This window comes from Psychrobacter sp. HD31, assembly GCF_051097895.1.
GTDB lineage: Bacteria > Pseudomonadota > Gammaproteobacteria > Pseudomonadales > Moraxellaceae > Psychrobacter.
This window is the reverse complement of the sequence record NZ_CP142525.1, coordinates 1160143-1180921: the sequence shown is the minus strand read 5'-3', so window position 1 is coordinate 1180921 and position 20779 is coordinate 1160143. Positions and strand designations below refer to the sequence as shown.

The window sequence follows — 20779 nt, the reverse complement described above, 5'->3', positions numbered from 1 at the left end:
AGTTCGCATTTGTTGATTAGCTCAGCAATATTATTGGTTACTTAATAGCATTTTTGAAACATGATGAAACATTTAGCGATTTGTGATACCATGGCATAAATTTAAGTGTACACTTGTACAAAATAACATATTAGGATTATAAAATGAGTAGCGTTTGGGAAAGCGTCCAGTTAGCACGCCATGCAAAGCGTCCATTGTTTATGGATTATGCCAGTCAGTTATTTAGTGAGTTTGATATTTTGCACGGTGATAGACTGTATGGTGATGATAAAGCCATTGTTGGTGGTTTGGCACGTTTAAATGGCGAGTCAGTAATGCTAATAGGTCAGCACAGAGGTCGCAGTACGCGTGAGCGTATTGAACATAATTTTGGTATGGCAAACCCTGAAGGGTATCGTAAATCTATCCGCCTTGCGAAAATGGCAGAACGTTTTAATTTGCCTGTTTTAACCTTTATTGATACTCAGGGAGCTTATCCTGGTGTAGGGGCAGAAGAACGAGGTCAAGCGCAAGCCATTGCCGAAAGCATTGCTGTTTTTAGTGCCTTAAAAGTCCCTGTTATTGCAACAGTCATTGGTGAAGGTGGTTCTGGTGGTGCATTAGCCATTGGGGTTGCCGATCGTGTTAATATGCTTTCAAACAGTATTTATTCGGTTATCTCGCCAGAAGGCTGTGCCTCCATTTTATGGAAGACAGCAGAAAAAGCGAGTGATGCGAGTGAGGCATTAAAGCTTAATGCCAGTAACCTGTATCAACTGGGTTTAATTAATGACGTGGTTGATGAAGGCGAGGGGGCTCATATTAATGCCGAGCCTGTTATGGCAAAGTTAAAAGATTTGATTACCAAACAGCTTGATGAATTAAAAGGGTTAACGGTTGATGAAATGTTAGAGCAAAGATATCAACGATTAAAATCATTTGATTCTAGTTTATCGTTAAGTTAATTCATACGCTAACAATTAAAAATAACTCAAACATAATCAGGTTTGGGTTATTTTTTTGCCTAAATTTGCTATTATTTCATTGCGGTTGCAATCTATGTTTTTTAAACGAATGATAAAAAACATCCTAAAACAATAAAAGGCAAAATTATGACTAACGCCTCCTTTCCTTACAAAGCAGCTATTTTTGACTTAGATGGCACCTTGCTAAATGCAGAACATAAACTTGGCGATTTGACAATTAAAACATTAAAACAATGTACTAATTTGGGGGTAGATATTTTTATTGCGACTGGGCGTAATTACCCAGATGTATACAAAATGGTAAAAAAATTGGCAATTGATGATGTGGTGCTGGTAACGTCAAATGGTGCAAGGGCAGATTTTTTAAATGGCAAAAAAGTACTACATCATTATATTGAGCCAAACATTGCTAAGGGGCTATTTCAAACGCCATTTGATACGACAAAGGTTTATTTAAACAGTTATCAGGGGGATGATTGGTTCATTAACCAACCTGTGCCAGAATGGCAACAATATTTTGCTGAGTCTGGCTATAGTTATAAACTGACTGATTTTAATACGCAACACACGCAAGCCGTAGAAAAAATATTCTTTATTGCTAAAGACGTAGACAACCCAATAGGGCTAGCACCAGTTGAGGCGTATGTAACTCAGCATTTTGCTGATGTTGTGCAAATTACGCATTCAATGCCCACTTGTTTTGAGCTAATGGCAAAAGGTGTCAATAAAGGTAAAACACTAAGCGAACTAACCGCTATGCGTGGGTATGCACTAAGTGATTGCATCGCCTTTGGTGATGGCATGAATGATATTGAGATGCTGCAGAGTGTTGGTAAAGGCTGTGTGATGGCAAATGCTGATCAAAAAGTAAAAGATACCTTACCAAAACTGGAAGTCATTGGTAATCATAAACAAGAAGCTGTAGCACAATATTTGCAAAATTTGTTGGCAAAACCTCAATATTGCGATAGTCTGTACAGGTTGCATAATAAAAACAAAAAGTCATTATAAAAAACCCTAATTATAAGAGTTGCTATATGAAAAACATTGGTTTATTTTACGGAAGCACCAGCGGTAACACAGAAGAAGTTGCCGAGATGATACAAGCAGAAACCACCAAACGTGGTATCGACATAGATGTACAAGACATTCATTATTTAGATGATTCAACTGAAATGTTTACCTATGAGCGTTTGATAATAGGTATCCCCACTTGGTGTTTTGGTGACCACCAAGATGATTGGCAAGACTTTCTTGACTATATGGATAAAACGACCGATTTATCTCATCAAACCATTGCGTTTTATGGGCTTGGCGACCAAGAGGGTTATGCCGAGTGGTTTTTAGACTCGATGGGATTTTTTGCTGACCTTTTTGAAAAAATGGGTGCAAAAATAATTGGGCAGTGGGCAAATAAAGGTTATGATTTTACGAGCTCAACCGCATTAAGAGACGATGGTAAATTTGTTGGATTAGCTTTGGATGAAGATTGCCAAAGTGAGCTAACAGAAGGGCGGGTTATGCAGTGGTTGGACGACATATTACCGCAATTTAAACAAATGGAAAACAAATAAGCGTTTGGTTATTTACCATTGTTAAAGACAAAAACAAACAATGCCATGTTTTATAATTTGGCATTTTTTTAATTTTGAATCAGCTTTTTACCACTTTTTAAACCACTGATTAAATCTGAGATATGATGAATGTCCAAATTTTGTTGGGCACGAGTGCAAGCAACATACAAAAGTCGCAATTCTTCTGGGCTAATTTTTACGCCATGCTTGCTTACATCATAATAAAAATCATCATCAAGTTGTACGCGGGACCATTCAAGCCCTTTTGCCTTATGAGCGGTAGAAATCACATAATCAGCACTATCCATATCTGATAGGCTGCTTACGGCTTGTTTAATGGTATTTGAGCCGTGTTCATCAACAAGTTTAACAAGGGTTTTTATATCATTACCCTCGTTGCTTTCAGCATATTCTTGCACTTCTGACCAGTTATAAAAATAGGCAAGCTCTGGCACGCCAAATGCTGGTTTACCATTTTTTAAGTTTTCGGCAGATTGGCAAAATTTAAGCATTCTGTCGGTATCTGCTTGTAAGGCAATTTTATGACCACGTTTTAAGCCATTTAGTAACTGTAACATGGCAGAGGCATTGGTACGGCAAAGTATGGCATCTTTTGAACCATTAACCAAACTTTTTGCTGTGGTTGATTTTTTATCTGGATTACCACGCAAAGGCACTTCTTCTTGTAATGCTTTTAAAAACACATTAGCAACATCGGCAATACCTTCACCAAATCTAAAAGATTGCGTGAGCAAAGTTTGCGGTAGTGGCAAACGCTTCATTGCATTTACTGCCCCTCGCCATTCATAAATTTGCTGGTGAGCGTCGCCCACATAAATAACTTGGCTTTGCTGTTGGGTTAATATGCCCATCATGAGTGGGTCGGCATCTTGTGCTTCATCAAACAAAATAAAGTCGGCAGGGATGATGGGCTTTGATAGTGCCCAAAGTTTTAGGTAAATATCATGCCCAATGCCAGCGGGGTGGCGGGCATCAATCGACTGTAACCAACGCTGTTCTACTGCTGGATATAGCAGTTCTCTTAAACTTTCTGCATCCTCGTCACTAACCCATTTAGGAAACTGTAAATGACGTGGCGCAGGGTAGCTAGCATGGGTGGCACAAAAATTACTGACGGCATCACTAACAAACCTAGCCAGCCTGGCTGGCGTAAAGGTTACAGGCGTGCTTTTGCCTTCAATTTTTCTTCGGATTTGTATTTTTTGTAATCCTAAATCACTACCAATGCGGGCAGGTGAAAATCTAGGGAGTGATAGTTTGGCAGTAACTTCTCTGGGTACGTGACGATAAGCAAGTGAATGAAAGGTACGGCATTCAACGTGATTAGGAAATTTTTGTTGTGCTTCGTTTGCAATGGCTTTGTTAAAGGCCAGGTAAAGCCCGCGGCCGCCCAGCCGTTCGCCAATTAATTTAAGTGTAGTGGTTTTACCAGCACCTGCGTATGCCACTACTTTAAAAGACTTGCCGTCCAACGCCATTTGCAGAGCGTTAATTTGCTCTTCGGTTGGGTTGGCTTCATAGGCTTGCAGCTGGGTCATTTTTGGCTCACGCTTTTTTTGGGAGATGATGATAATTAAATAAAGGTTACTATTGTATATGGTTTTTAAATTGAATTTTTGTTATTTATGCTATTATTTTGATTAATGACATAATAATGAGAAGTTTTAATTATGCAAAACTATTTGATTACTGTTTATGATGATCCTTTGACCAGTGATGATGATTGGTTAGATATAGAAGAATTCGTCAAAAAGTTTGGCAAAGAAAATTTAGATAAATACTTTGAGATCGAAACTGATTTCATAAAAACAATTTTAGAGTTTGTAAATTTTTTTTCTTATGAAGATTCTTCTTCCCCTTTGGCGGTACTAATTGCACTGAAAGATTTCGAATTAAATAAAAATTATCCAGACTATCAATTCTATGGGTTGGATTGGCGAATCGAGAAGCTCTCTAAATTGCGTGAAAAAAATTTTTTATTCATGTCAGAAAAAGAGAAAGATTTCATTTTAAGGTGTTGTGTTCGATTTTGGTGTACCTTAAGTTTTATACACAATAATTTATCTGCAAGACTAAAAATTGATACTGGCGCATCAGAAGTATTTTATGTATTTTTGAAGCTATGTGACAGCTATAATATTAATGATATTTTTACACCAAAAGAAAAAGTATTTTTCTATCATGGCTATGATGTGGATGATGATGACTTAACAGAGTTCCCTGAGAGTTGCGGTAAAAAAGTTGAAGGCTTAAACTTATAAAGTCTTACCCAACAACCGCATTTGTTTGTTTCTCTTTAACCAAAACCTTAGCCAAAACCAGCCCGAGTTCAAACAATAACCACATAGGGATAGCAAGCATCAACATAGACACCCCATCAGGTGGCGTCACAATCGCAGCAACCGCAAAACAGCCCACAATAATATAACGGCGTTTATCTTCTAAAGCCTCAGTAGATACCACCCCTGCCAACACCAACAATAACGTCACCACAGGAATCTCAAACGTTGCCCCAAACACCAAAAACAACTTCATCGCAAAACTAAGATAACTATTAATATCCGTCATCGGCAACACATTTTCTGGCGAAAACACAATAAAAAACTTTAAGACACCTTGTAGTACAATAAAATAAGCAAATGCCACCCCCGCATAAAATAAAACAACCGAAGCCAACAAAATAGGAATGGCGATTTTTTTCTCTTTTTTATACAGCCCTGGTGCCACAAATGCCCATACCTGATACAAAATATAAGGCATGGCAATAAAGGCAGCAACAAACAAGGTTAACCGAAGTGGTGCCATAAATGGGGTGGTCACATCGGTTGCTATCATTGAGGCATTGGCAGGTAACTGAGCCACCAAAGGGTCAGAGAAAAAGTCGTATAATTGGCGAGAAAAGCCAATCAGTGCTAAAAAGATAACCAATACGCCAGCAAATACTTTTACCAAACGACGACGCAGTTCTACTAAGTGGTCAATAATTGGTGAGTTTGCTAAGCTGTCATCTGCTTCTATTTCATCTTTAGATAAGATGGGGGGCGTATCTTGTGGTGTGTTAGTCATGATGGGTGTCAGCTTGTTTGGTTTGAGCCAGTTCTTGGTTTTGTTCTTCTTGTAGTTTTTGCATGTTGCCACGCATTTCACGCAGTTCTTTTTGCATATTGGCTTCGGCTTCACGTATTTTGGTGAGTTCGGCTTGCATTTGTTTACGGGTTTCTGCAAGGTCGAGTTCGTTTTCTAGTTCGGCTTGTAGGTTTGCCATGGTGCGTCTGGCTTTGCTATACCATTTGCCAGCCGTTCGGGCTGCTTGTGGGAGTTTTTCTGGACCAAGGACAATTAAGGCGATGGCCCCAAAAACTAAAATTTCTGAGAATCCAATATCAAACATGCTGGCTCGTTACGGTTTGTTATAGCTTGGGGCTAAACATTTTGTTCGTTTTTGTTTTTTAGGGTGTCATTGTTTGTGGTGTTTTGATGGTCAATGACACGGTTGGCGTGTTCTTGTTCTTCGTCGTTAACGGCATCTTTAAAGTCTTTGACTGCGCCGCCTACGTCTTTGCCTATGTTCTTTAGTTTTGATGTGCCAAATACAAGTGCGACAACTACTAAAAGTATTAACCAGTGTGTAATAGATAGTCCGCCCATCTTAGGCTCCTTTTGTAAATTATGCAATTTTGTATATTATAGCATAAATCTTTTTAAAAACATTATACTTAGCCATATCTAACAGGTTGATTTTTATTTGCTTCTATTGGCTTTTTCTTCAATGCCAGATAACCCAAAACGGCGTGCCAGCTCTGTTAAAATCACATCAGATTTAATGTCAAACCAAGCCAATGTCACCATTGTATGAAACCAAACATCGGCAACTTCATAAATCAGCTCATGGCGTGTGTCAGCCAACTGTGTTTCATTTGCATTGCTATCAATGGCTGTTTGGTAGTCTTTTGCAGCAATAATGGACTCAACCGATTCTTCACCTACTTTTTCTAAAACTTTGTTTATGCCTTTGTGGTATAGGCTGGCAACATATGAGCTATCTGGGCTAGCTGTTTTACGTTCTGCCAATATGTCATCTAGGGCAGATAGTACCAAGTTAGCATCTGTTATTGCTGTTACGTTGGTTGCTTGTGCTGGATTTTCGTGTTCATGACTATGACCATTACCTTCGCCATAAATATCATCTGGATTTTTGAGTACTGGGTCGGTAACTTGCCATGTTGGCTCACCGTTTGTGTCGGTAGCTAAGTCCAGCTCTCTATAAAAGCAAGACTCACGCCCAGTGTGGCAAGCAATACCACCAATTTGTGTCACTGATAATACAATCACATCGGCATCGCAATCTAGGCGTATATTATGTACTTGTTGAGTATGTCCAGAGGTCTCACCTTTATGCCATAACTTTTGGCGAGAGCGAGAAAAATACACAGCCGTTTTAGTTTTTGCAGTTAACTCTAGGCTTTCGGCATTCATCCATGCCATCATTAAGTTGCGTCCAGTTATATTGTCTTGTGCAATAACTGGCACTAAGCCATCTTCATTAAAATTAATTTCGTTTATCCAATTTGGGGTAGTCATAGTTTTGTTCGTTTTGGTATGTTTGTGTTAGTTAAGTTTCAAACGCTTGGTTTTTTAGCCTAGCATAAGCTTAATTAAAAAATGTGAGATGTGGTTGTACATAACCCTGATAATAGCTCATATAAAACCAATAATTGTATAACGTGAACAGCGAGAGACGATATTGCAGAAGAGGCACGAAACTAGCCATAAAGCACGGTAATAACAGCTGGATTAAATAACGCGGATAGCAGGATAAGCTACAAATAAAATATTTGGTTAAGGTTAACAGCACTTTATCTATTGGGCAATAGATTTTTTTTGCTTAATTGCTTTAGCTTATTAAAAAACAAGAAAAAATATTGGCATTGCAGATGTGTTTTTGCTAAAATACTGCCTCCCACCTCAAGGCGGATAAGAATACATCTTATACCGACAAACAGGTTCTTAAAAAAGTGTGCCCTTTATGCTTGCATAATGGGGTTAAAAGAGAAAGAGGCTATCTATCATGAAAGTGAAAATGAAGACCAAACGTGGTGCTGCAAAACGCTTTAAGAAAACAGCTAACGGTTTTAAGCGTAAGCAAGCGTTCAAGAGCCACATCTTGACTAAAAAATCTCCTAAGCGTATCCGTCAATTACGTGGTTTGAAGATGGTTCATAAATCAGACGAAGCATCAATTCGTCGTATGTGCCCATACATCTAATCAACTTTTGACTTAAACAACTATATATTTTAGGAGACTATTATGGCTCGTGTAAAACGTGGTGTACAGGCTAACCGCCGTCACAAAAAAATCTTAGCTCGTGCAAAAGGCTACTACGGTGCCCGTTCACGTGTTTATCGTGTTGCAGTACAAGCTGTAACTAAAGCTGGTCAATATGCTTACCGTGACCGCCGCAACAAAAAACGTTCATTCCGTCGTTTATGGATTGCTCGTATCAATGCTGGCGCTCGTCAAAATGGTTTAAGCTATAGCCGTTTTATTAATGGTTTGAAAAAAGCAAATATCGACATCGACCGTCGTGTACTTGCTGATATTGCTATGCATGATGCAAACGCATTTACAGCATTAACTGATAAAGCAAAAGAAGCTTTGGCTTAATTTGCTATAGCTGTATAAACATCAGTTAGCTTGCTTTTTATTAAGCAAGCGTTAAAGCTACCGCTCTTATTTTAAGACGGTAGTTTTTTTATTTGTTCTATAAATAAGTTTTATTAAAAAAAGTATTAAATTGATTGCAAATTTTAGCTAAATCATTAAAATTAAAGAGTTTTATAAATAGACATAATTTATAAGAGTTCTTTTAAATTTATCCATCTTTTTAAGCAATAATAGCGAAAACAATATGCATAATTTACCAACACTTGCTGATGATTTAAACCAAATCAGTGAGTCAGATTTACAACAATTTACTGTCGTTGCGACTGATTTAATTAATCAAGCAGCAGATAGTGGGGCACTTAACGATTTACGTATTGCTCTTTCTGGCAAAAAAAGTCCAATTACCGCTTTGTCAAAACAAATGGGCAAGCTATCTGCCGAAGATAAAAAATTATACGGTGGTTGGTTACATCAGGCACGTACAGGCGTGCAAGATGCGTTAACTGCTAAGCAAGCGCAGTTAGAAGCACAAGCTTTGCAAGCTAAGCTAGAGAGCGAAAGCATTGACATCACACTACCTTCTCGCGGTCGCGACCGTGGTCAATTACACCCTGTGACGATGACAACCCGACGTATGCAGCAGTTTTTTGTGCAAGCTGGCTTTAACGTGGCAACGGGTCCTGAAGTAGAGCATGACTACTACAACTTTGAGGCACTCAATATTCCATCGCACCACCCAGCACGTGCCATGCATGATACTTTTTATTTTGATGCGCACTATTTATTGCGTACGCATACCAGCCCTGTGCAAATTCGTACCATGAAAGATGGCGAGCCACCAATCCGTATTATTTGCCCTGGTCGTGTTTATCGTTGTGATTCTGACCAAACTCACTCGCCAATGTTCCACCAAATGGAAGGTTTAATGGTAAGTAAGTCGAGCAACTTTGCAGAACTTAAAGGTTTGATTAACGAGTTTTTACAGGCATTTTTTGAAAAAGAATTAACAGTACGTTTCCGTCCGTCTTTCTTCCCGTTTACTGAGCCATCTGCCGAGGTAGATATTTTGGCAGATAACGGCAAGTGGTTAGAGGTGATGGGCTGCGGTATGGTACACCCAAATGTGCTTAGCAACTGTGGTATCGACCCTAACGAATACACAGGTTTTGCTTTTGGTATGGGTATTGAGCGTTTTGCCATGTTGTATTACGGCATTGATGATTTGCGTTTGTTCTTCCAAAATGATGTTCGTTTCTTGAAGCAGTTTGGGTAAGAAAATAAACTGTTGATTAGAGCAGCGACAATTTGCTACTACCAAGGCTATATCAGCTTCGTGTTTTTGTTTGAATTTTTTATAGATGATAGGATTGACTGGATTTTTGATAACATTACAGTAGAGAAAATTTATGATTATTTGGAACGGTTGGGGCTTTTTAGTCGCTGTTATTACTTTTGGGTGTTCTTTTCTTTTAGAGTGGTTCAGTGAGAAAATGATGGGTAGTGAAACCTATTACCAAGAAAATTCAGCACCATTAGCAATTGCTTTATTACTTGCAGGCTTAATATCAGGCTTTTTAGGAAATTGGCTAAATACTCGTAAAGCAAAGGTTTTTATTGATAAAGAAACTGGTCAAGAAGTTATCATGAAAGATAAACACTCGTTATTTTTTATACCAATGGAACATTGGGGTATTATTTTGGCAGGGTTGTCGATTTTTGTTTTTATTAAAGATAAATTTTGATAATTGTATCGGTAAAAGATATTACAAATATCAATTAAAGAGCAAAAATCGTAAAGTTTATGTTAAAAAATTCGCAACGCTTAACCGAGATAAATGAGTTCTTATTTAAACTTGATGAGTTAAAGTCGGTTAATCGTAAAACTTACATTAATGGTGGAAAGCGAGTAGAAAATTCGGCTGAGCATTCTTGGCATTTGGCAATGGCGTGTTGGGCGTTTGCAGAAATGTTTAATAAACAAGATGGTCAGGATTATGACATTGGCAAAATAATCCAATTAGCATTGGTGCACGACCTTGGCGAAATGGAAGCAGGGGATACGTTTTTATATAGTGAAAATCGTAGCAATGCTCACATTGCCGAAAGAGAAAGTATTGAAAATTTAGCTAACCATAAAGGCAACAATATTAGTAATTTACTAAGTTTATGGGACGAGCAAGAATTTGGGACAAGTAAAGAAACCAAACTATTAAAGGTAGTGGACAGACTTTTGCCCTTTTTGCATAACATGACAAGTGAAGGTCAAGCTTGGAAGGATATGAATATCCATAAAGACCAAGTATTAAAAATGCATGCATTTATAGAGCATGAGAACTTAGAGGTTTATGCATGGTTTATAAATAGTATTAATTATGCGGTAGAACAAGGTTGGTTAAGAACAGATTAAAGAAGTTATTTTTTAAGTGGATTTTTTGAAGAGTTAAACAAATTAAAAGTTAAACAAAACAATAGAGTAAATTATGAAAATAAGTGAAAATTGGTTACGTGAGTGGGTTAACCCAAGCGTGGACAGCGATGGGTTGGCAGAGCAGCTAACCATGGCAGGGCTAGAGTTAGACGACAAATTTAGCGTAGCCAAGCCTTTTACAGGCGTTGTGGTTGGTGAGGTTGTAGAAGTAGAGCAACACCCAGATGCGGACAAACTGCGTGTAACCAAAGTAAACATTGGGCAAGCAGAACCAGTACAAATTGTTTGCGGTGCGCCAAACGTGCGTGTGGGTTTAAAAGCGCCATTGGCAACCATTGGTGCGGTACTACCTCCTATTGCTGACAAAGATGGTGTGCTAAAGCCTTTTAAAATTAAAAAAGGCAAACTACGTGGCATCGAGTCTTTTGGCATGCTTTGCGGTGCATCAGAAATTGATTTAGAAGACGACATTGACGGCTTGTTAGAGTTACCAGAAGATGCGCCAGTAGGGACAGACATCCGTGAATATTTAGGGTTAGATAATCAAATCATGGATATTTCTATCACGCCAAACCGTGGTGACTGCTTTAGCGTGCGTGGCATAACCCGTGAAATATCAGTTATTAACGACATGCCAGTGAATGCGCCAAACATACAAGCACCTGCAATCACTAGCGATGCAAACCAAGGTGTAAAAGTTGAGTCAGCCGATGCTTGCCCTCGTTATTTAGCACAGCCAGTATTAAATATTGACCGCAGTGTTGCGACGCCAAAATGGATGAGCGATGTATTGGTACAGTCAGGTATCCGCACTCATAACTTTTTAGTAGATATTACCAACTATGTATTGATGGAGCTTGGTCAGCCAATGCACGCCTTTGATGCAGATAAGTTGGTGGGCGATATCAGCGTTCGCTTAGCAAAAGAAGGTGAAAAGTTAACCTTGCTAAATGATGACGAGATTACCCTAAAAGGCGATGAGCTTGTTATTACCGATGATGAGGGTGTGATTGCCCTAGCTGGTATTATGGGTGGCGCACGCACAGCGGTAATAGACGCTACCACAAACATCGTGCTAGAGAGTGCCCATTTTGATCAAATCACCATTGCGGGTAAAGCCCGTCGTTTTGGTTTACATACAGACGCTTCACAGCGTTTTGAGCGTGGGGTAGATTATGACTTACCTAAACTTGCGCTTGAGCGTGCTACCCGGCTATTGGTAGAAGTTGCTGGCGCCCAAGTTGGGCAAATTACCACGGTAGAAGATATTAACAAACTACCACAGCCTAGCCAAATAAGCATCACTACTGATAAAGTAAATACCGTTTTGGGTACCGATATTAGCAGTGATGAAATTGCCCGTATCTTAACTCAACTTGGTATCGAAGTTAAGCAAACAGGCGATGCGTTTGAATGCACGCCGCCAACATGGCGTTTTGATATGAGCTTACCAGAAGATTTGGTAGAAGAAGTGGCTCGTATTTATGGTTATGATAATATCGAAAACCAGCTACCAAAACTAGAAGCGGACATGAACTATGATGACAGTGCCGATTTATTGCATGGCATGAAACTCAATTTAGTTGATGCAGGTTACATGGAAGCGGTTAGTTTTAGTTTTAGTGATGAAAAACTAGAAAATATTTTAAATGATGAAAAATTGGGTGCAGTATTGCCTTTGGCTAACCCAATTTCTAGTGATTTGGCAGTCATGCGCCGTACGATGCTGTCTAGCTTATTGCCTTGTGTGCAATATAATTTAAATCGTCAGCAAAGCCGTGTACGCTTTTTTGAAACTGGCTTAACCTTTGTTGGTGCCAGTGTAAGTGAGTTGGTGCAAACACCAAGTATAGCGATTGTCGCCGTGGGTGATGTTGAGCCAGAGCAAGCAGATAGCAGCTATCAAAATCGTGCAATGGACTTTTATGACTTAAAGCATGATGTAGAGCAGTTATTACCTACCGAGTTATCACCTAATCGCATTAGCTACCAACGTGCTGACTTGGCATTTTTACATCCAGGGCAAAGTGCAAACCTATTACTTGATGGTAAAGTGATAGGCTGGTTGGGGCAGTTACATCCAAGTGTTGCTAAAACGCTTGATTTGCCTTTACAAAAAGCACAAACCGTTTGGGTAGCACAGTTGGCAACTAACCCACTTGCCGAAGTGGCACGTGAAAAGAACCCAGTTGCAACACCAAGTAAGTTCCCACAAGTGCGCCGTGACTTAGCTATTTTGGTAGATGCAGACATCGAATGGCAAACCTTGCAAACCACGATTCGTGAATCAGCTGGTAACTTGCTTGCCAATACATGGTTGTTTGATGTGTATCAAGGTGAGCATGTGCCACAAGGTCAACGTTCATTAGCTTTTGCTTTGGTGTATCAAGATACCAACCAAACCTTATCTGATGAAGTGGTAAATAATATAACTGATAAAGTAGTTCAGGCGTTAGAAAGTCAGCATCAAGCTGTATTACGCGATAGCTAGTAGGAGAAAAGAATGGCTACGTTAACAAAAGCAGACATGGTTGAGCATATTGTTCATTCATTAAACCTAACGCATCAAGAGGGGCGTTTACTGGTTGATAACTTTTTTGAAGAGTTGTCACAAAGTTTAATTGAAGGTAATGAGGTAAAGCTTTCTGGATTTGGTAATTTTGAATTAAAAGATAAGCGTCCACGCCCTGGGCGTAACCCTAAAACAGGCGAGGAAGTCACCATATCAGCACGTCGTGTGGTAACTTTTAAGGCTGGGCAAAAGTTACGCCAGATGGTTGATGAAAATCTAGATGCTGGATAGGTTGCCTTTATATGATGTAAGCGCATCATTATAAACATTAAAAAAAGAGGAACTCGATGAGTCCCTCTTTTTTTTGTTTTAGTTTTAAGTAAGTAACTGGTGATAACCAATTATCTATTTGCTTATTGATGCTGTTATTGAACCTCATCGGCAGCAGCAAGTGCTTCAGCCGCTGCTTCAGCTTCAGCTTGAGTCACCTCATTGCCAGCTTGTTCTGGAGTATCACCTTCAGTTGTCTTATCTGACTCAGCAAGCGCTGCTTGTTCAGCCTGCTGCTCGGCTGCGATTTGTTCATCAGTCGGAACTTCTTCAGCTTGCATTACCTCAGGTTTTTCAGTATCTAGCATAGGTTCGGTAGTTTGTACGGCTTCTTCTTTGCTAGTTTTAGCAGACGTTTCTGCATCATCTTTTGCGCCGCAAGCAGAGATTGCCATAGAAGACGCAATAAGCGTTGATAGTGCCAACAGTTTAAATTGAGCTGATTTTTTATTCATAGCAGTGATACCATTTATGTTTGACAATACAATCATATTAGTACAAGTTTAATCATTTGCCAAAGTGTTTTACATTTGACTACAAATTAACAAGGCATAGAGAAACTCCATAAATATTATTTCATGAAGATTGCTATATAATGTTGTAGAATGTATAGAATTAAATGAGCTAAATTTGTTAGTTTGAACATACTCAATTTTGGTATTTTATAAAGGTAATACGATGAAATGGAAAAATCGTAGCGGCAGCTCCAATGTGCGTGTTAGCCGTGGTGGTAAAGCAGGCGGACTAGGGATTGGTGGTATTTTAATTGGTTTGGTACTATGGCTGGTATTTGGTATGAACCCAATGTCAGCTTTCCAGACTGGGCAGTCTGTAACAGGTGGTGGCTCTGGCAATGCATCAATGACTGAGGTGAGGTCTGATGATGGGCGAGATGCGCAATTTGTATCGGTTGTTTTAAAAGATACAGAAACCATTTGGAACCAAATTTTTCAAGAAAATGGTCGAACTTACCAAGAACCACAACTGATTTTGTTTAATGGTCGAGTCAACTCCGCATGTGGTATGGCATCCGCAGCAACAGGACCATTTTATTGCCCAGCAGACCAAAAAGTATATTTAGATACCTCTTTTTTTGCTGATATGCGTCGAGAGCTTGGGGTAACAGGCGATCAACAAGGGGCTGGCGATGCCGAAAACCGTGGTAAGGCGGGTGACTTTGCGCAAGCTTATGTGATTGCACATGAGGTAGGACACCACGTGCAATACCTATTGGGCATATCAAAGCAGGTTCGCCAAGCACAAAAACAAGCACGTACAGAAGCACAGGCAAACGAGTGGTCAGTGCGTCAGGAGCTACAAGCGGATTGTTTTGCAGGGGTTTGGGCAAACCGTAATCAAAAATTGACGAATTTTTTAGACCCTGGTGACATTGAAGAAGCCATGCATGCAGCTAGCCAAATTGGTGATGATCGTATCGCACATAATCATGGTCAGGTGGCGATGCCAGATAACTTTACTCATGGTACCAGTCAACAGAGAATGCGCTGGTTTAAAAAAGGACTGCAAACGGGTGATGTGAATGTTTGTGATACTTTTAGTGGTGCTATTTAAAGCCTGCTATCTAAATACTGAGCCTAAATCTATTAGTAATCTATAAAAAAAGCCGCTTTTGCGGCTTTTCTTTTTATAGTTGGTACGATAAAGCTTTTTAATACAGACTACCTAATAAACCAAGTAAGGCACCAACCGTTGCAGCCTCACGCACATCTTTACTGTTGCCATTAATTTGGGTAACTGCGCCTGAGGTAGCACCAAGCAGTACATTTTTTGCAACTCCACTATATGCTTTTGTTGAGTGATTGTCTGATAGCGATGCACAGCTTGTCAGCATCGTTGATGAAATGACGGCTGTTGCGAGTAATTTTGTTGAGGCTTTCATATTAAATATCCTATCGAGACACCAATGGTCACTATACTTATTGAGCGGTAGCGGTTGTTGTACTTGGGTTATTGGTTGTGTTTGTTTTTTGCGGTGTTGCTGCTCCATTAATCAGCCCATTTACGGCACCACTAATTGCTGCTTGTTTGATATCAGCAGATGTCGCCCCTGTTTTTATTGCAGAGTTAATAGCACCAGATAAAGCAGAGTTTGTGACATTAGCGGCAGTTGCCTCATAGGCACTGTTTGTCGGTGTGGTAGAAGCACAACCCGTTGCGATAATTGATGTTAACAAAGCCGTTACAGCTAAAATTTTTGAAGTTTTCATAATAAATTACCTAAAATTAAATCTTGGTCATTATTGCGATTCTTGCCGTTTAAATTTAAAGCTAAGTTAACGTTAAATCAGCTAAGCTGAACCCCAATAAATATACTTTTATTTTAACTGTCATTGTTAAAGTAGACGAGAGGATATCTGTAATCAAATTGTTATGATTTGTTATAAAAAAAAGGACTATGATTAACATAGCCCTTTTATGTTGTAATCGAACCAATTAATTTTGCGATTTACGCTTCATTTGTTCAAAAAACTCATCGTTTGTTTTGGCATCTTTTAACTTATCAAGTAAAAACTCAGTTGCCTGTACTTCATCCATCGGCTGTAATAGCTTACGCAAAATCCATACTTTACGTAGCATATCTTCATCAAGTAAACGCTCTTCACGGCGTGTGCCTGATTTTTTAATATTAATCGCTGGGAAAACACGTTTTTCTGCCAAGTTACGTTCTAGCGTTATTTCGTTGTTACCTGTGCCTTTAAATTCTTCAAAAATCACACTGTCCATTTTACTACCAGTGTCAATCAAGGCGGTTGAAATAATAGTAAGGCTACCACCTTCTTCTACATTACGGGCAGCACCAAAAAAACGTTTAGGGCGTTCTAATGCATGGGCATCGACACCACCAGTTAATACCTTACCCGAAGATGGAATAACGGTATTATAGGCACGTGCCAAACGAGTGATAGAGTCGAGTAAAATAACCACATCTTGTTTATGCTCAACCAATCTTTTGGCTTTTTCAATTACCATCTCTGCAACTTGCACATGACGCTGTGGTGGCTCATCAAATGTTGAGGCAACCACTTCACCACGTACGGTACGCTGCATTTCTGTTACTTCTTCAGGGCGTTCATCAATCAAAAGTACAATTAAGTAACATTCTGGGTTGTTGCGAGTAATGGACTGAGCAACGTTTTGCAATAATACGGTTTTACCTGCTTTTGGCGGTGCGACAATAATGGAGCGTTGTCCTTTACCGATTGGAGCAATTAAATCAATTGCACGTCCTGTTAAATCCTCTGTAGAACCATTACCCAGCTCAAGTTTAAGCTGTTTTGTTGGAAACAAAGGCGTTAAATTTTCAAAAATTAGCTTATGACGAGAGCGATCTGGCGTATCAAAGTTAATTTCACGTACTTTTAATAAAGCAAAGTATCTTTCTGAATCTTTTGGTGGTCGGATCGTGCCGGCAATGCTGTCACCAGTTTTTAACCCAAAACGACGGATTTGGCTTGGGCTGACATAAATATCATCAGGACCCGCTAAATATGAGCCTTCAGAAGAACGTAAAAATCCAAACCCATCTGGTAATATTTCTAAAACGCCATTGCCAAAAATGGCTTCACCATTGTGTGCATGCGTTTTTAAGATGGCAAAAATAATGTCTTGCTTACGGTTACGAGCCATGTTGTCCATGCCCATTTCAGAAGCAATTGATAATAGCTCGGCGATTGATTTTTTCTTAAGTTCGGTTAAATTCATAGATATGTCGTTTGTAGAAAATAGGTAATAGGTGTTAGATACTAAAATAGAATATTTTAAATATGCAGTTGGTGCCCATTGCAGTGTTAGAAAAAATAAAAATATTGATTTACAAACATGAGTTACTTCAATTAAATGAATTGAAAATTAAAAGAAAATATTAACTCAATGAATGCTTAATGAAGAAAACACAGAAGAGATAATGATTTATAGTAAATAAAGACCATAAAAAAGGTGTGTTTTTCTAGTAGCTAAATATATAGCGAGGGGGCAGGCTTGTCAATGGTTTTATTGGGTTTTTAACCAATTTTGTGTTTTTTATCTAAAATTAGGCTCATGATTATCCATTGAGTGTTACTTTTGATTGTGTTGGTCGTATTCCATATTGGTTTGTGTGCTATATTTGCTATAAATAAACAAGCAATAAAAAATTGGTGAGTTTTTATGTCTTACGAGCTGGGTAATAGGTTGGTTATTGGTGTTGCATCAAGTGCCATGTTTGATTTATCAGAATCTGACCGTGTTTTTCGTACCAAAGGCGAAGAAGCCTACCGCAAATACCAAGCTAAAAATGTGGATGTACCGCTTAAAAAGGGGGTATCATTTTCATTTGTTAAACGTTTGTTATCGCTTAATGATTTAAGTGACAATCCAATAGCAGACCCACTGGTTGAAGTGATGCTTTTATCTCGTAACGACCCTGATACAGGGCTTAGAGTGATGAAGTCTATTGAGTATCATAATTTACCAATTTCCCGTGCTATTTTTATGCAAGGCAAATCTCCTTATGATTATATCCCAGCGTTAAATATTTCTTTGTTTTTATCAGGTAATTCTACCGATGTTAAAGAGGCAATTAGCCTAGGTTTTCCCGCTGGGCATGTTATGAAATCTGCCATAATTGATGAAGAAGATAAGGATTTAAGGATTGCTTTTGACTTTGATGGTGTGCTGGCAGATGATGAGTCAGAAACCGTAATGCATACAACAAACGATTTGAACAAGTTTCATGAGCATGAAAGCAAAAAAGTAACGCAACCGCATAATCCAGGTCCATTAAAAGAGTTTTTGGTTAAAATATCTGCCATTCAAAAAATTGAGGAACAAAAAAAGCAAAAACATCCTGATTATGAAAATAGGTTAAGGGTGTCTATCGTGACGGCTCGTAATGCACCATCGCACGAGCGTGCGTTAAATACGTTAAAAGAGTGGGGCGTGATGACCAATGATGCCTTTTTCTTGGGTGGGATAGATAAACAGTTGGTTTTGGGTGTGCTAAAACCACATATTTTCTTTGATGATCAATCTAAACATCTAACCTCAACCAGTTCGGTTGTGCCATCAGTTCATATCCCATTTGGTGTTAAGAATAATTAAATTTCTTAAATATAGATGGGATCGTGTTTTCTTATGTTCAAGTATTTTATAAAAATTTGGTCGGTGTATGGAGTCTAAAGAAAGTTTAAATAAGCGTAAAATTGAGCATTTAGTTTTGCCAAGTAAGTTGATTAAAGTTTTAAGTGATGTTGCTAAAAAAATTAATATTTTACCTGATTCTAGTTTAGATAAAATCGCCATTTTGAAGAATACTGAACTTACGGAAGAAGAACTGACTGGGTTTACTATTTTTTTATTGTATAAAGAGATTGATGAAGTAATCGAAAACTTAAATATTGTATTAGATGATTTGTATTTTCTTCCTGACAGATTAAATTTATTGATAGGCTCTCCTCGAAAGAGATTATATCTATTAAAGCGAACTTACTTCTATGAGTTCTCTAGAACAAGAGATATTTTCAATCAAACTTTGCATGGTTTTAAATCACAAGAACATTTAAAAAAGGAGCAAGTGAGTTTGTTAAAAAACCGTTTTTATAAGGCTCATGAAGAAATGATTTCTATAAGGAATATACTTGTCCATAAATCAGTTGTATGGAATAGTGAAGAGGATTATATTCTTACTTTAGTAGATTTTTCTATGAAAAATAACATGTTATTTAAGAAAGACGGAACCGGAGAGGCTCTTGATTTAAAAGAGGTGCTGAATCAACACTGTCAAAGAGTCATACCTATTTTTCAATATGAAGGTATGAAAATGAGAAATATGATTCAAAATTTTATTGATGAGATTTATAAATAGTTTTAATAAAAAACCCTCAAACGAGGGTTTTTTGATGCGGTTAAGATAATAACTCTAAATTTAGATATGCTTATCTAACGCTTGTGCTAGCTGCTCTTTTGACTGCAAGCCCACAAGTGCTTCTACACGCTCACCACCTTTAAATACAAATAAAGTAGGGATACTGCGGATACCAAATTGTGCAGCGATTTGGTTATTTTCATCTACGTTTATTTTAGCAATTTGTACTTTGCCTTCGTAGTCGGTTGCTAGCTCTTCAAGTACAGGGGCAATTGCCTTACAAGGACCACACCAAGGTGCCCAAAAGTCAACCAATACAGGTACGGTTGATTCTAATACATCGCTTTTAAAGCTTGCATCGGTAGTTGTTAAAATAGTTGCTGACATAATCGTCTCCTTGTTTTAAGTTTCATTTAAGTCTTACTTTTTAGTCTATACAAAATGCGATTGCGAGTTTTGGTATTAATCAATCATTAAAAATAAATACATTATGCATGATTCTATATTATATATAATAGGGATGTTTTTAAAAATTTATAGTGAATTTGATAAATAACAGGTATTAATTAGTTTAATTATACCTTATTGCTTGCAAAAATTAGTTATTTGCAATGTTAAGTGCGCAAAAAAAAGGTTTTTTGTATATACTTACTTGTTTAAAATTAAGCCGTCAATAATAAGTTAGCTGGTTAATTATGCGTATTTCTGAACAAGACATTTTACAAATGAACAAGCAAGAGCTTGCTCATGCTCACACTTTTTTTGAAGACTTTGCAAAGTCTATCACATTGTATGAAGATGAAGACATTTTGGTTGTGGATAAACCGGCTGGTTTATTGAGTGTTGATGGTAAGGTTTTAAAGGTTAGTTTATTAAATCGGCTGGAGCGTGTTAATCCTAACATTAAGTTGATTCATCGGTTAGATATGGATACTTCGGGTGTTATGATTTTTGCAAAAAATAAAGAAGCACAAAGTCATATTAGTAAGCAATTTATTGATAGGCTGCCACAAAAAGAATATCAAGCCGTAGTGATGGGCACGCTTGAAGTGGTTGGCAAAAAAGGCATTGTTGATGTGCCAGTGCGCTATGAGCCAACAACCAAACCAAGACATATTGTTGATATGAGCTGGAAAAAACACGCGCTTACAAAGTATGAAGTGTTGCACCATGAGTTACGTGGGCATGCAAACCAAAGTGTGCCAGTAACGAGAGTCAAACTATTACCAGTTACTGGGCGTAGCCATCAGTTGAGGGTGCATATGGTACATATTGGGCATGTGATGATTGGGGATCCAATTTATGCAGATGGAATTGCGTATGATATTGCACCAAGGCTTAACTTACATGCCCATAAACTAAGGTTAAAACACCCAACCTTAAATACATGGATGGAGTGGGGAAGCGAAGTACCGTTTTAA

At 38.3% G+C, this 20779-nt stretch carries 25 protein-coding genes; 15 read left to right on the top strand and 10 right to left on the bottom strand.

Annotated features, from left to right (window positions below):
- Window positions 1-143: 143 nt before the first annotated feature.
- The 3 genes from VH441_RS05145 (at window position 144) to VH441_RS05135 (ending at window position 2539) form a co-directional block, all read left to right on the top strand.
- Complete coding sequence (locus VH441_RS05145; protein ID WP_434352603.1) at window positions 144-944, top strand: acetyl-CoA carboxylase carboxyltransferase subunit alpha; 801 nt, start codon at window positions 144-146, stop codon at window positions 942-944.
- Between the two features lie 147 nt (window positions 945-1091).
- A complete protein-coding gene (locus VH441_RS05140) occupies window positions 1092-1976 on the top strand; it encodes a Cof-type HAD-IIB family hydrolase (protein WP_434352602.1) in 885 nt (294 codons plus the stop codon).
- Between the two features lie 26 nt (window positions 1977-2002).
- A complete protein-coding gene (locus tag VH441_RS05135; protein ID WP_434352601.1) occupies window positions 2003-2539 on the top strand; it encodes a flavodoxin in 537 nt (178 codons plus the stop codon).
- A 68-nt stretch (window positions 2540-2607) separates the two neighbouring features.
- Here VH441_RS05135 and VH441_RS05130 read toward each other — a convergent pair whose 3' ends face one another.
- A complete protein-coding gene (locus VH441_RS05130; protein ID WP_434352600.1) occupies window positions 2608-4098 on the bottom strand; it encodes a UvrD-helicase domain-containing protein in 1491 nt (496 codons plus the stop codon).
- Window positions 4099-4230: 132 nt separating this feature from the next.
- Here VH441_RS05130 and VH441_RS05125 point away from each other — a divergent pair, with 132 nt between their 5' ends.
- Window positions 4231-4821, top strand: a complete 591-nt coding sequence (locus VH441_RS05125) for a hypothetical protein (protein ID WP_434352599.1) — start codon at window positions 4231-4233, stop codon at window positions 4819-4821.
- A 4-nt stretch (window positions 4822-4825) separates the two neighbouring features.
- On the opposite strand, the gene tatC is transcribed toward VH441_RS05125, so the two are convergent.
- From tatC to hisIE, 4 genes are all read right to left on the bottom strand, one after another.
- Window positions 4826-5626 carry a twin-arginine translocase subunit TatC gene (tatC, locus tag VH441_RS05120; RefSeq protein ID WP_434352598.1) on the bottom strand — a complete coding sequence of 267 codons (801 nt, stop codon included), beginning with the start codon at window positions 5624-5626 and terminating at the stop codon, window positions 4826-4828.
- Window positions 5619-5951 (bottom strand): Sec-independent protein translocase protein TatB, encoded by a 333-nt coding sequence (gene tatB, locus VH441_RS05115; protein WP_434352597.1) that lies wholly within the window; start codon window positions 5949-5951, stop codon window positions 5619-5621. Before tatB ends, tatC begins: the two co-directional genes overlap by 8 nt.
- 32 nt (window positions 5952-5983) lie before the next feature.
- The gene (tatA, locus tag VH441_RS05110) at window positions 5984-6208 is read right to left on the bottom strand and encodes a Sec-independent protein translocase subunit TatA (protein ID WP_434352596.1); all 225 of its coding nucleotides are present in this window, start codon (window positions 6206-6208) and stop codon (window positions 5984-5986) included.
- Between the two features lie 93 nt (window positions 6209-6301).
- Complete coding sequence (hisIE, locus tag VH441_RS05105) at window positions 6302-7141, bottom strand: bifunctional phosphoribosyl-AMP cyclohydrolase/phosphoribosyl-ATP diphosphatase HisIE (RefSeq protein ID WP_434352595.1); 840 nt, start codon at window positions 7139-7141, stop codon at window positions 6302-6304.
- A gap of 487 nt (window positions 7142-7628) precedes the next feature.
- Between hisIE and rpmI the strand changes: the two genes are divergently transcribed.
- The 7 genes from rpmI to VH441_RS05070 all read left to right on the top strand — a co-directional run bounded on the left by rpmI (window position 7629) and on the right by VH441_RS05070 (window position 13456).
- The gene (gene rpmI, locus VH441_RS05100) at window positions 7629-7826 is read left to right on the top strand and encodes a 50S ribosomal protein L35 (protein ID WP_434352594.1); all 198 of its coding nucleotides are present in this window, start codon (window positions 7629-7631) and stop codon (window positions 7824-7826) included.
- A 42-nt stretch (window positions 7827-7868) separates the two neighbouring features.
- Window positions 7869-8225, top strand: coding sequence for a 50S ribosomal protein L20 (rplT, locus tag VH441_RS05095; protein ID WP_434352593.1), 357 nt, complete (start codon window positions 7869-7871; stop codon window positions 8223-8225).
- Window positions 8226-8469: 244 nt separating this feature from the next.
- On the top strand, window positions 8470-9498 hold the full coding sequence (pheS, locus tag VH441_RS05090) for a phenylalanine--tRNA ligase subunit alpha (protein ID WP_434352592.1): 1029 nt from the start codon (window positions 8470-8472) through the stop codon (window positions 9496-9498).
- A gap of 133 nt (window positions 9499-9631) precedes the next feature.
- Window positions 9632-9967 carry a hypothetical protein gene (locus VH441_RS05085; protein ID WP_434352591.1) on the top strand — a complete coding sequence of 112 codons (336 nt, stop codon included), beginning with the start codon at window positions 9632-9634 and terminating at the stop codon, window positions 9965-9967.
- Window positions 9968-10026: 59 nt separating this feature from the next.
- A complete protein-coding gene (locus VH441_RS05080; RefSeq protein ID WP_434352590.1) occupies window positions 10027-10632 on the top strand; it encodes an HD domain-containing protein in 606 nt (201 codons plus the stop codon).
- Between the two features lie 73 nt (window positions 10633-10705).
- The gene (pheT, locus tag VH441_RS05075; RefSeq protein ID WP_434352589.1) at window positions 10706-13144 is read left to right on the top strand and encodes a phenylalanine--tRNA ligase subunit beta; all 2439 of its coding nucleotides are present in this window, start codon (window positions 10706-10708) and stop codon (window positions 13142-13144) included.
- Between the two features lie 12 nt (window positions 13145-13156).
- Window positions 13157-13456 (top strand): integration host factor subunit alpha, encoded by a 300-nt coding sequence (locus VH441_RS05070; RefSeq protein WP_434352588.1) that lies wholly within the window; start codon window positions 13157-13159, stop codon window positions 13454-13456.
- A 134-nt stretch (window positions 13457-13590) separates the two neighbouring features.
- Here the strand turns inward: VH441_RS05070 and VH441_RS05065 are convergent, their stop codons facing one another.
- Entirely contained in the window at window positions 13591-13950 is a 360-nt protein-coding gene (locus VH441_RS05065) for a hypothetical protein (RefSeq protein WP_434352587.1), read from the bottom strand.
- Window positions 13951-14173: 223 nt separating this feature from the next.
- Between VH441_RS05065 and ypfJ the strand changes: the two genes are divergently transcribed.
- The gene (gene ypfJ, locus VH441_RS05060; RefSeq protein WP_434352586.1) at window positions 14174-15067 is read left to right on the top strand and encodes a KPN_02809 family neutral zinc metallopeptidase; all 894 of its coding nucleotides are present in this window, start codon (window positions 14174-14176) and stop codon (window positions 15065-15067) included.
- A gap of 97 nt (window positions 15068-15164) precedes the next feature.
- On the opposite strand, the gene VH441_RS05055 is transcribed toward ypfJ, so the two are convergent.
- The 3 genes from VH441_RS05055 to rho form a co-directional block, all read right to left on the bottom strand.
- Window positions 15165-15395, bottom strand: coding sequence for a hypothetical protein (locus VH441_RS05055; RefSeq protein WP_434352585.1), 231 nt, complete (start codon window positions 15393-15395; stop codon window positions 15165-15167).
- A gap of 37 nt (window positions 15396-15432) precedes the next feature.
- The gene (locus VH441_RS05050) at window positions 15433-15723 is read right to left on the bottom strand and encodes a hypothetical protein (protein ID WP_434352584.1); all 291 of its coding nucleotides are present in this window, start codon (window positions 15721-15723) and stop codon (window positions 15433-15435) included.
- Window positions 15724-15949: 226 nt separating this feature from the next.
- Window positions 15950-17218 carry a transcription termination factor Rho gene (gene rho, locus VH441_RS05045; protein ID WP_434352583.1) on the bottom strand — a complete coding sequence of 423 codons (1269 nt, stop codon included), beginning with the start codon at window positions 17216-17218 and terminating at the stop codon, window positions 15950-15952.
- Between the two features lie 444 nt (window positions 17219-17662).
- Between rho and VH441_RS05040 the strand changes: the two genes are divergently transcribed.
- Both VH441_RS05040 and VH441_RS05035 read left to right on the top strand, forming a co-directional pair.
- Window positions 17663-18595, top strand: a complete 933-nt coding sequence (locus VH441_RS05040) for a 5'-nucleotidase (protein WP_434352582.1) — start codon at window positions 17663-17665, stop codon at window positions 18593-18595.
- Window positions 18596-18662: 67 nt separating this feature from the next.
- Window positions 18663-19358 (top strand): hypothetical protein, encoded by a 696-nt coding sequence (locus tag VH441_RS05035; protein WP_434352581.1) that lies wholly within the window; start codon window positions 18663-18665, stop codon window positions 19356-19358.
- Between the two features lie 60 nt (window positions 19359-19418).
- Here VH441_RS05035 and trxA read toward each other — a convergent pair whose 3' ends face one another.
- A complete protein-coding gene (gene trxA / locus VH441_RS05030; RefSeq protein ID WP_434352580.1) occupies window positions 19419-19745 on the bottom strand; it encodes a thioredoxin in 327 nt (108 codons plus the stop codon).
- A 308-nt stretch (window positions 19746-20053) separates the two neighbouring features.
- On the opposite strand from trxA, the gene VH441_RS05025 reads away from it, so the two are divergent.
- The gene (locus tag VH441_RS05025) at window positions 20054-20779 is read left to right on the top strand and encodes an RluA family pseudouridine synthase (protein ID WP_434352579.1); all 726 of its coding nucleotides are present in this window, start codon (window positions 20054-20056) and stop codon (window positions 20777-20779) included.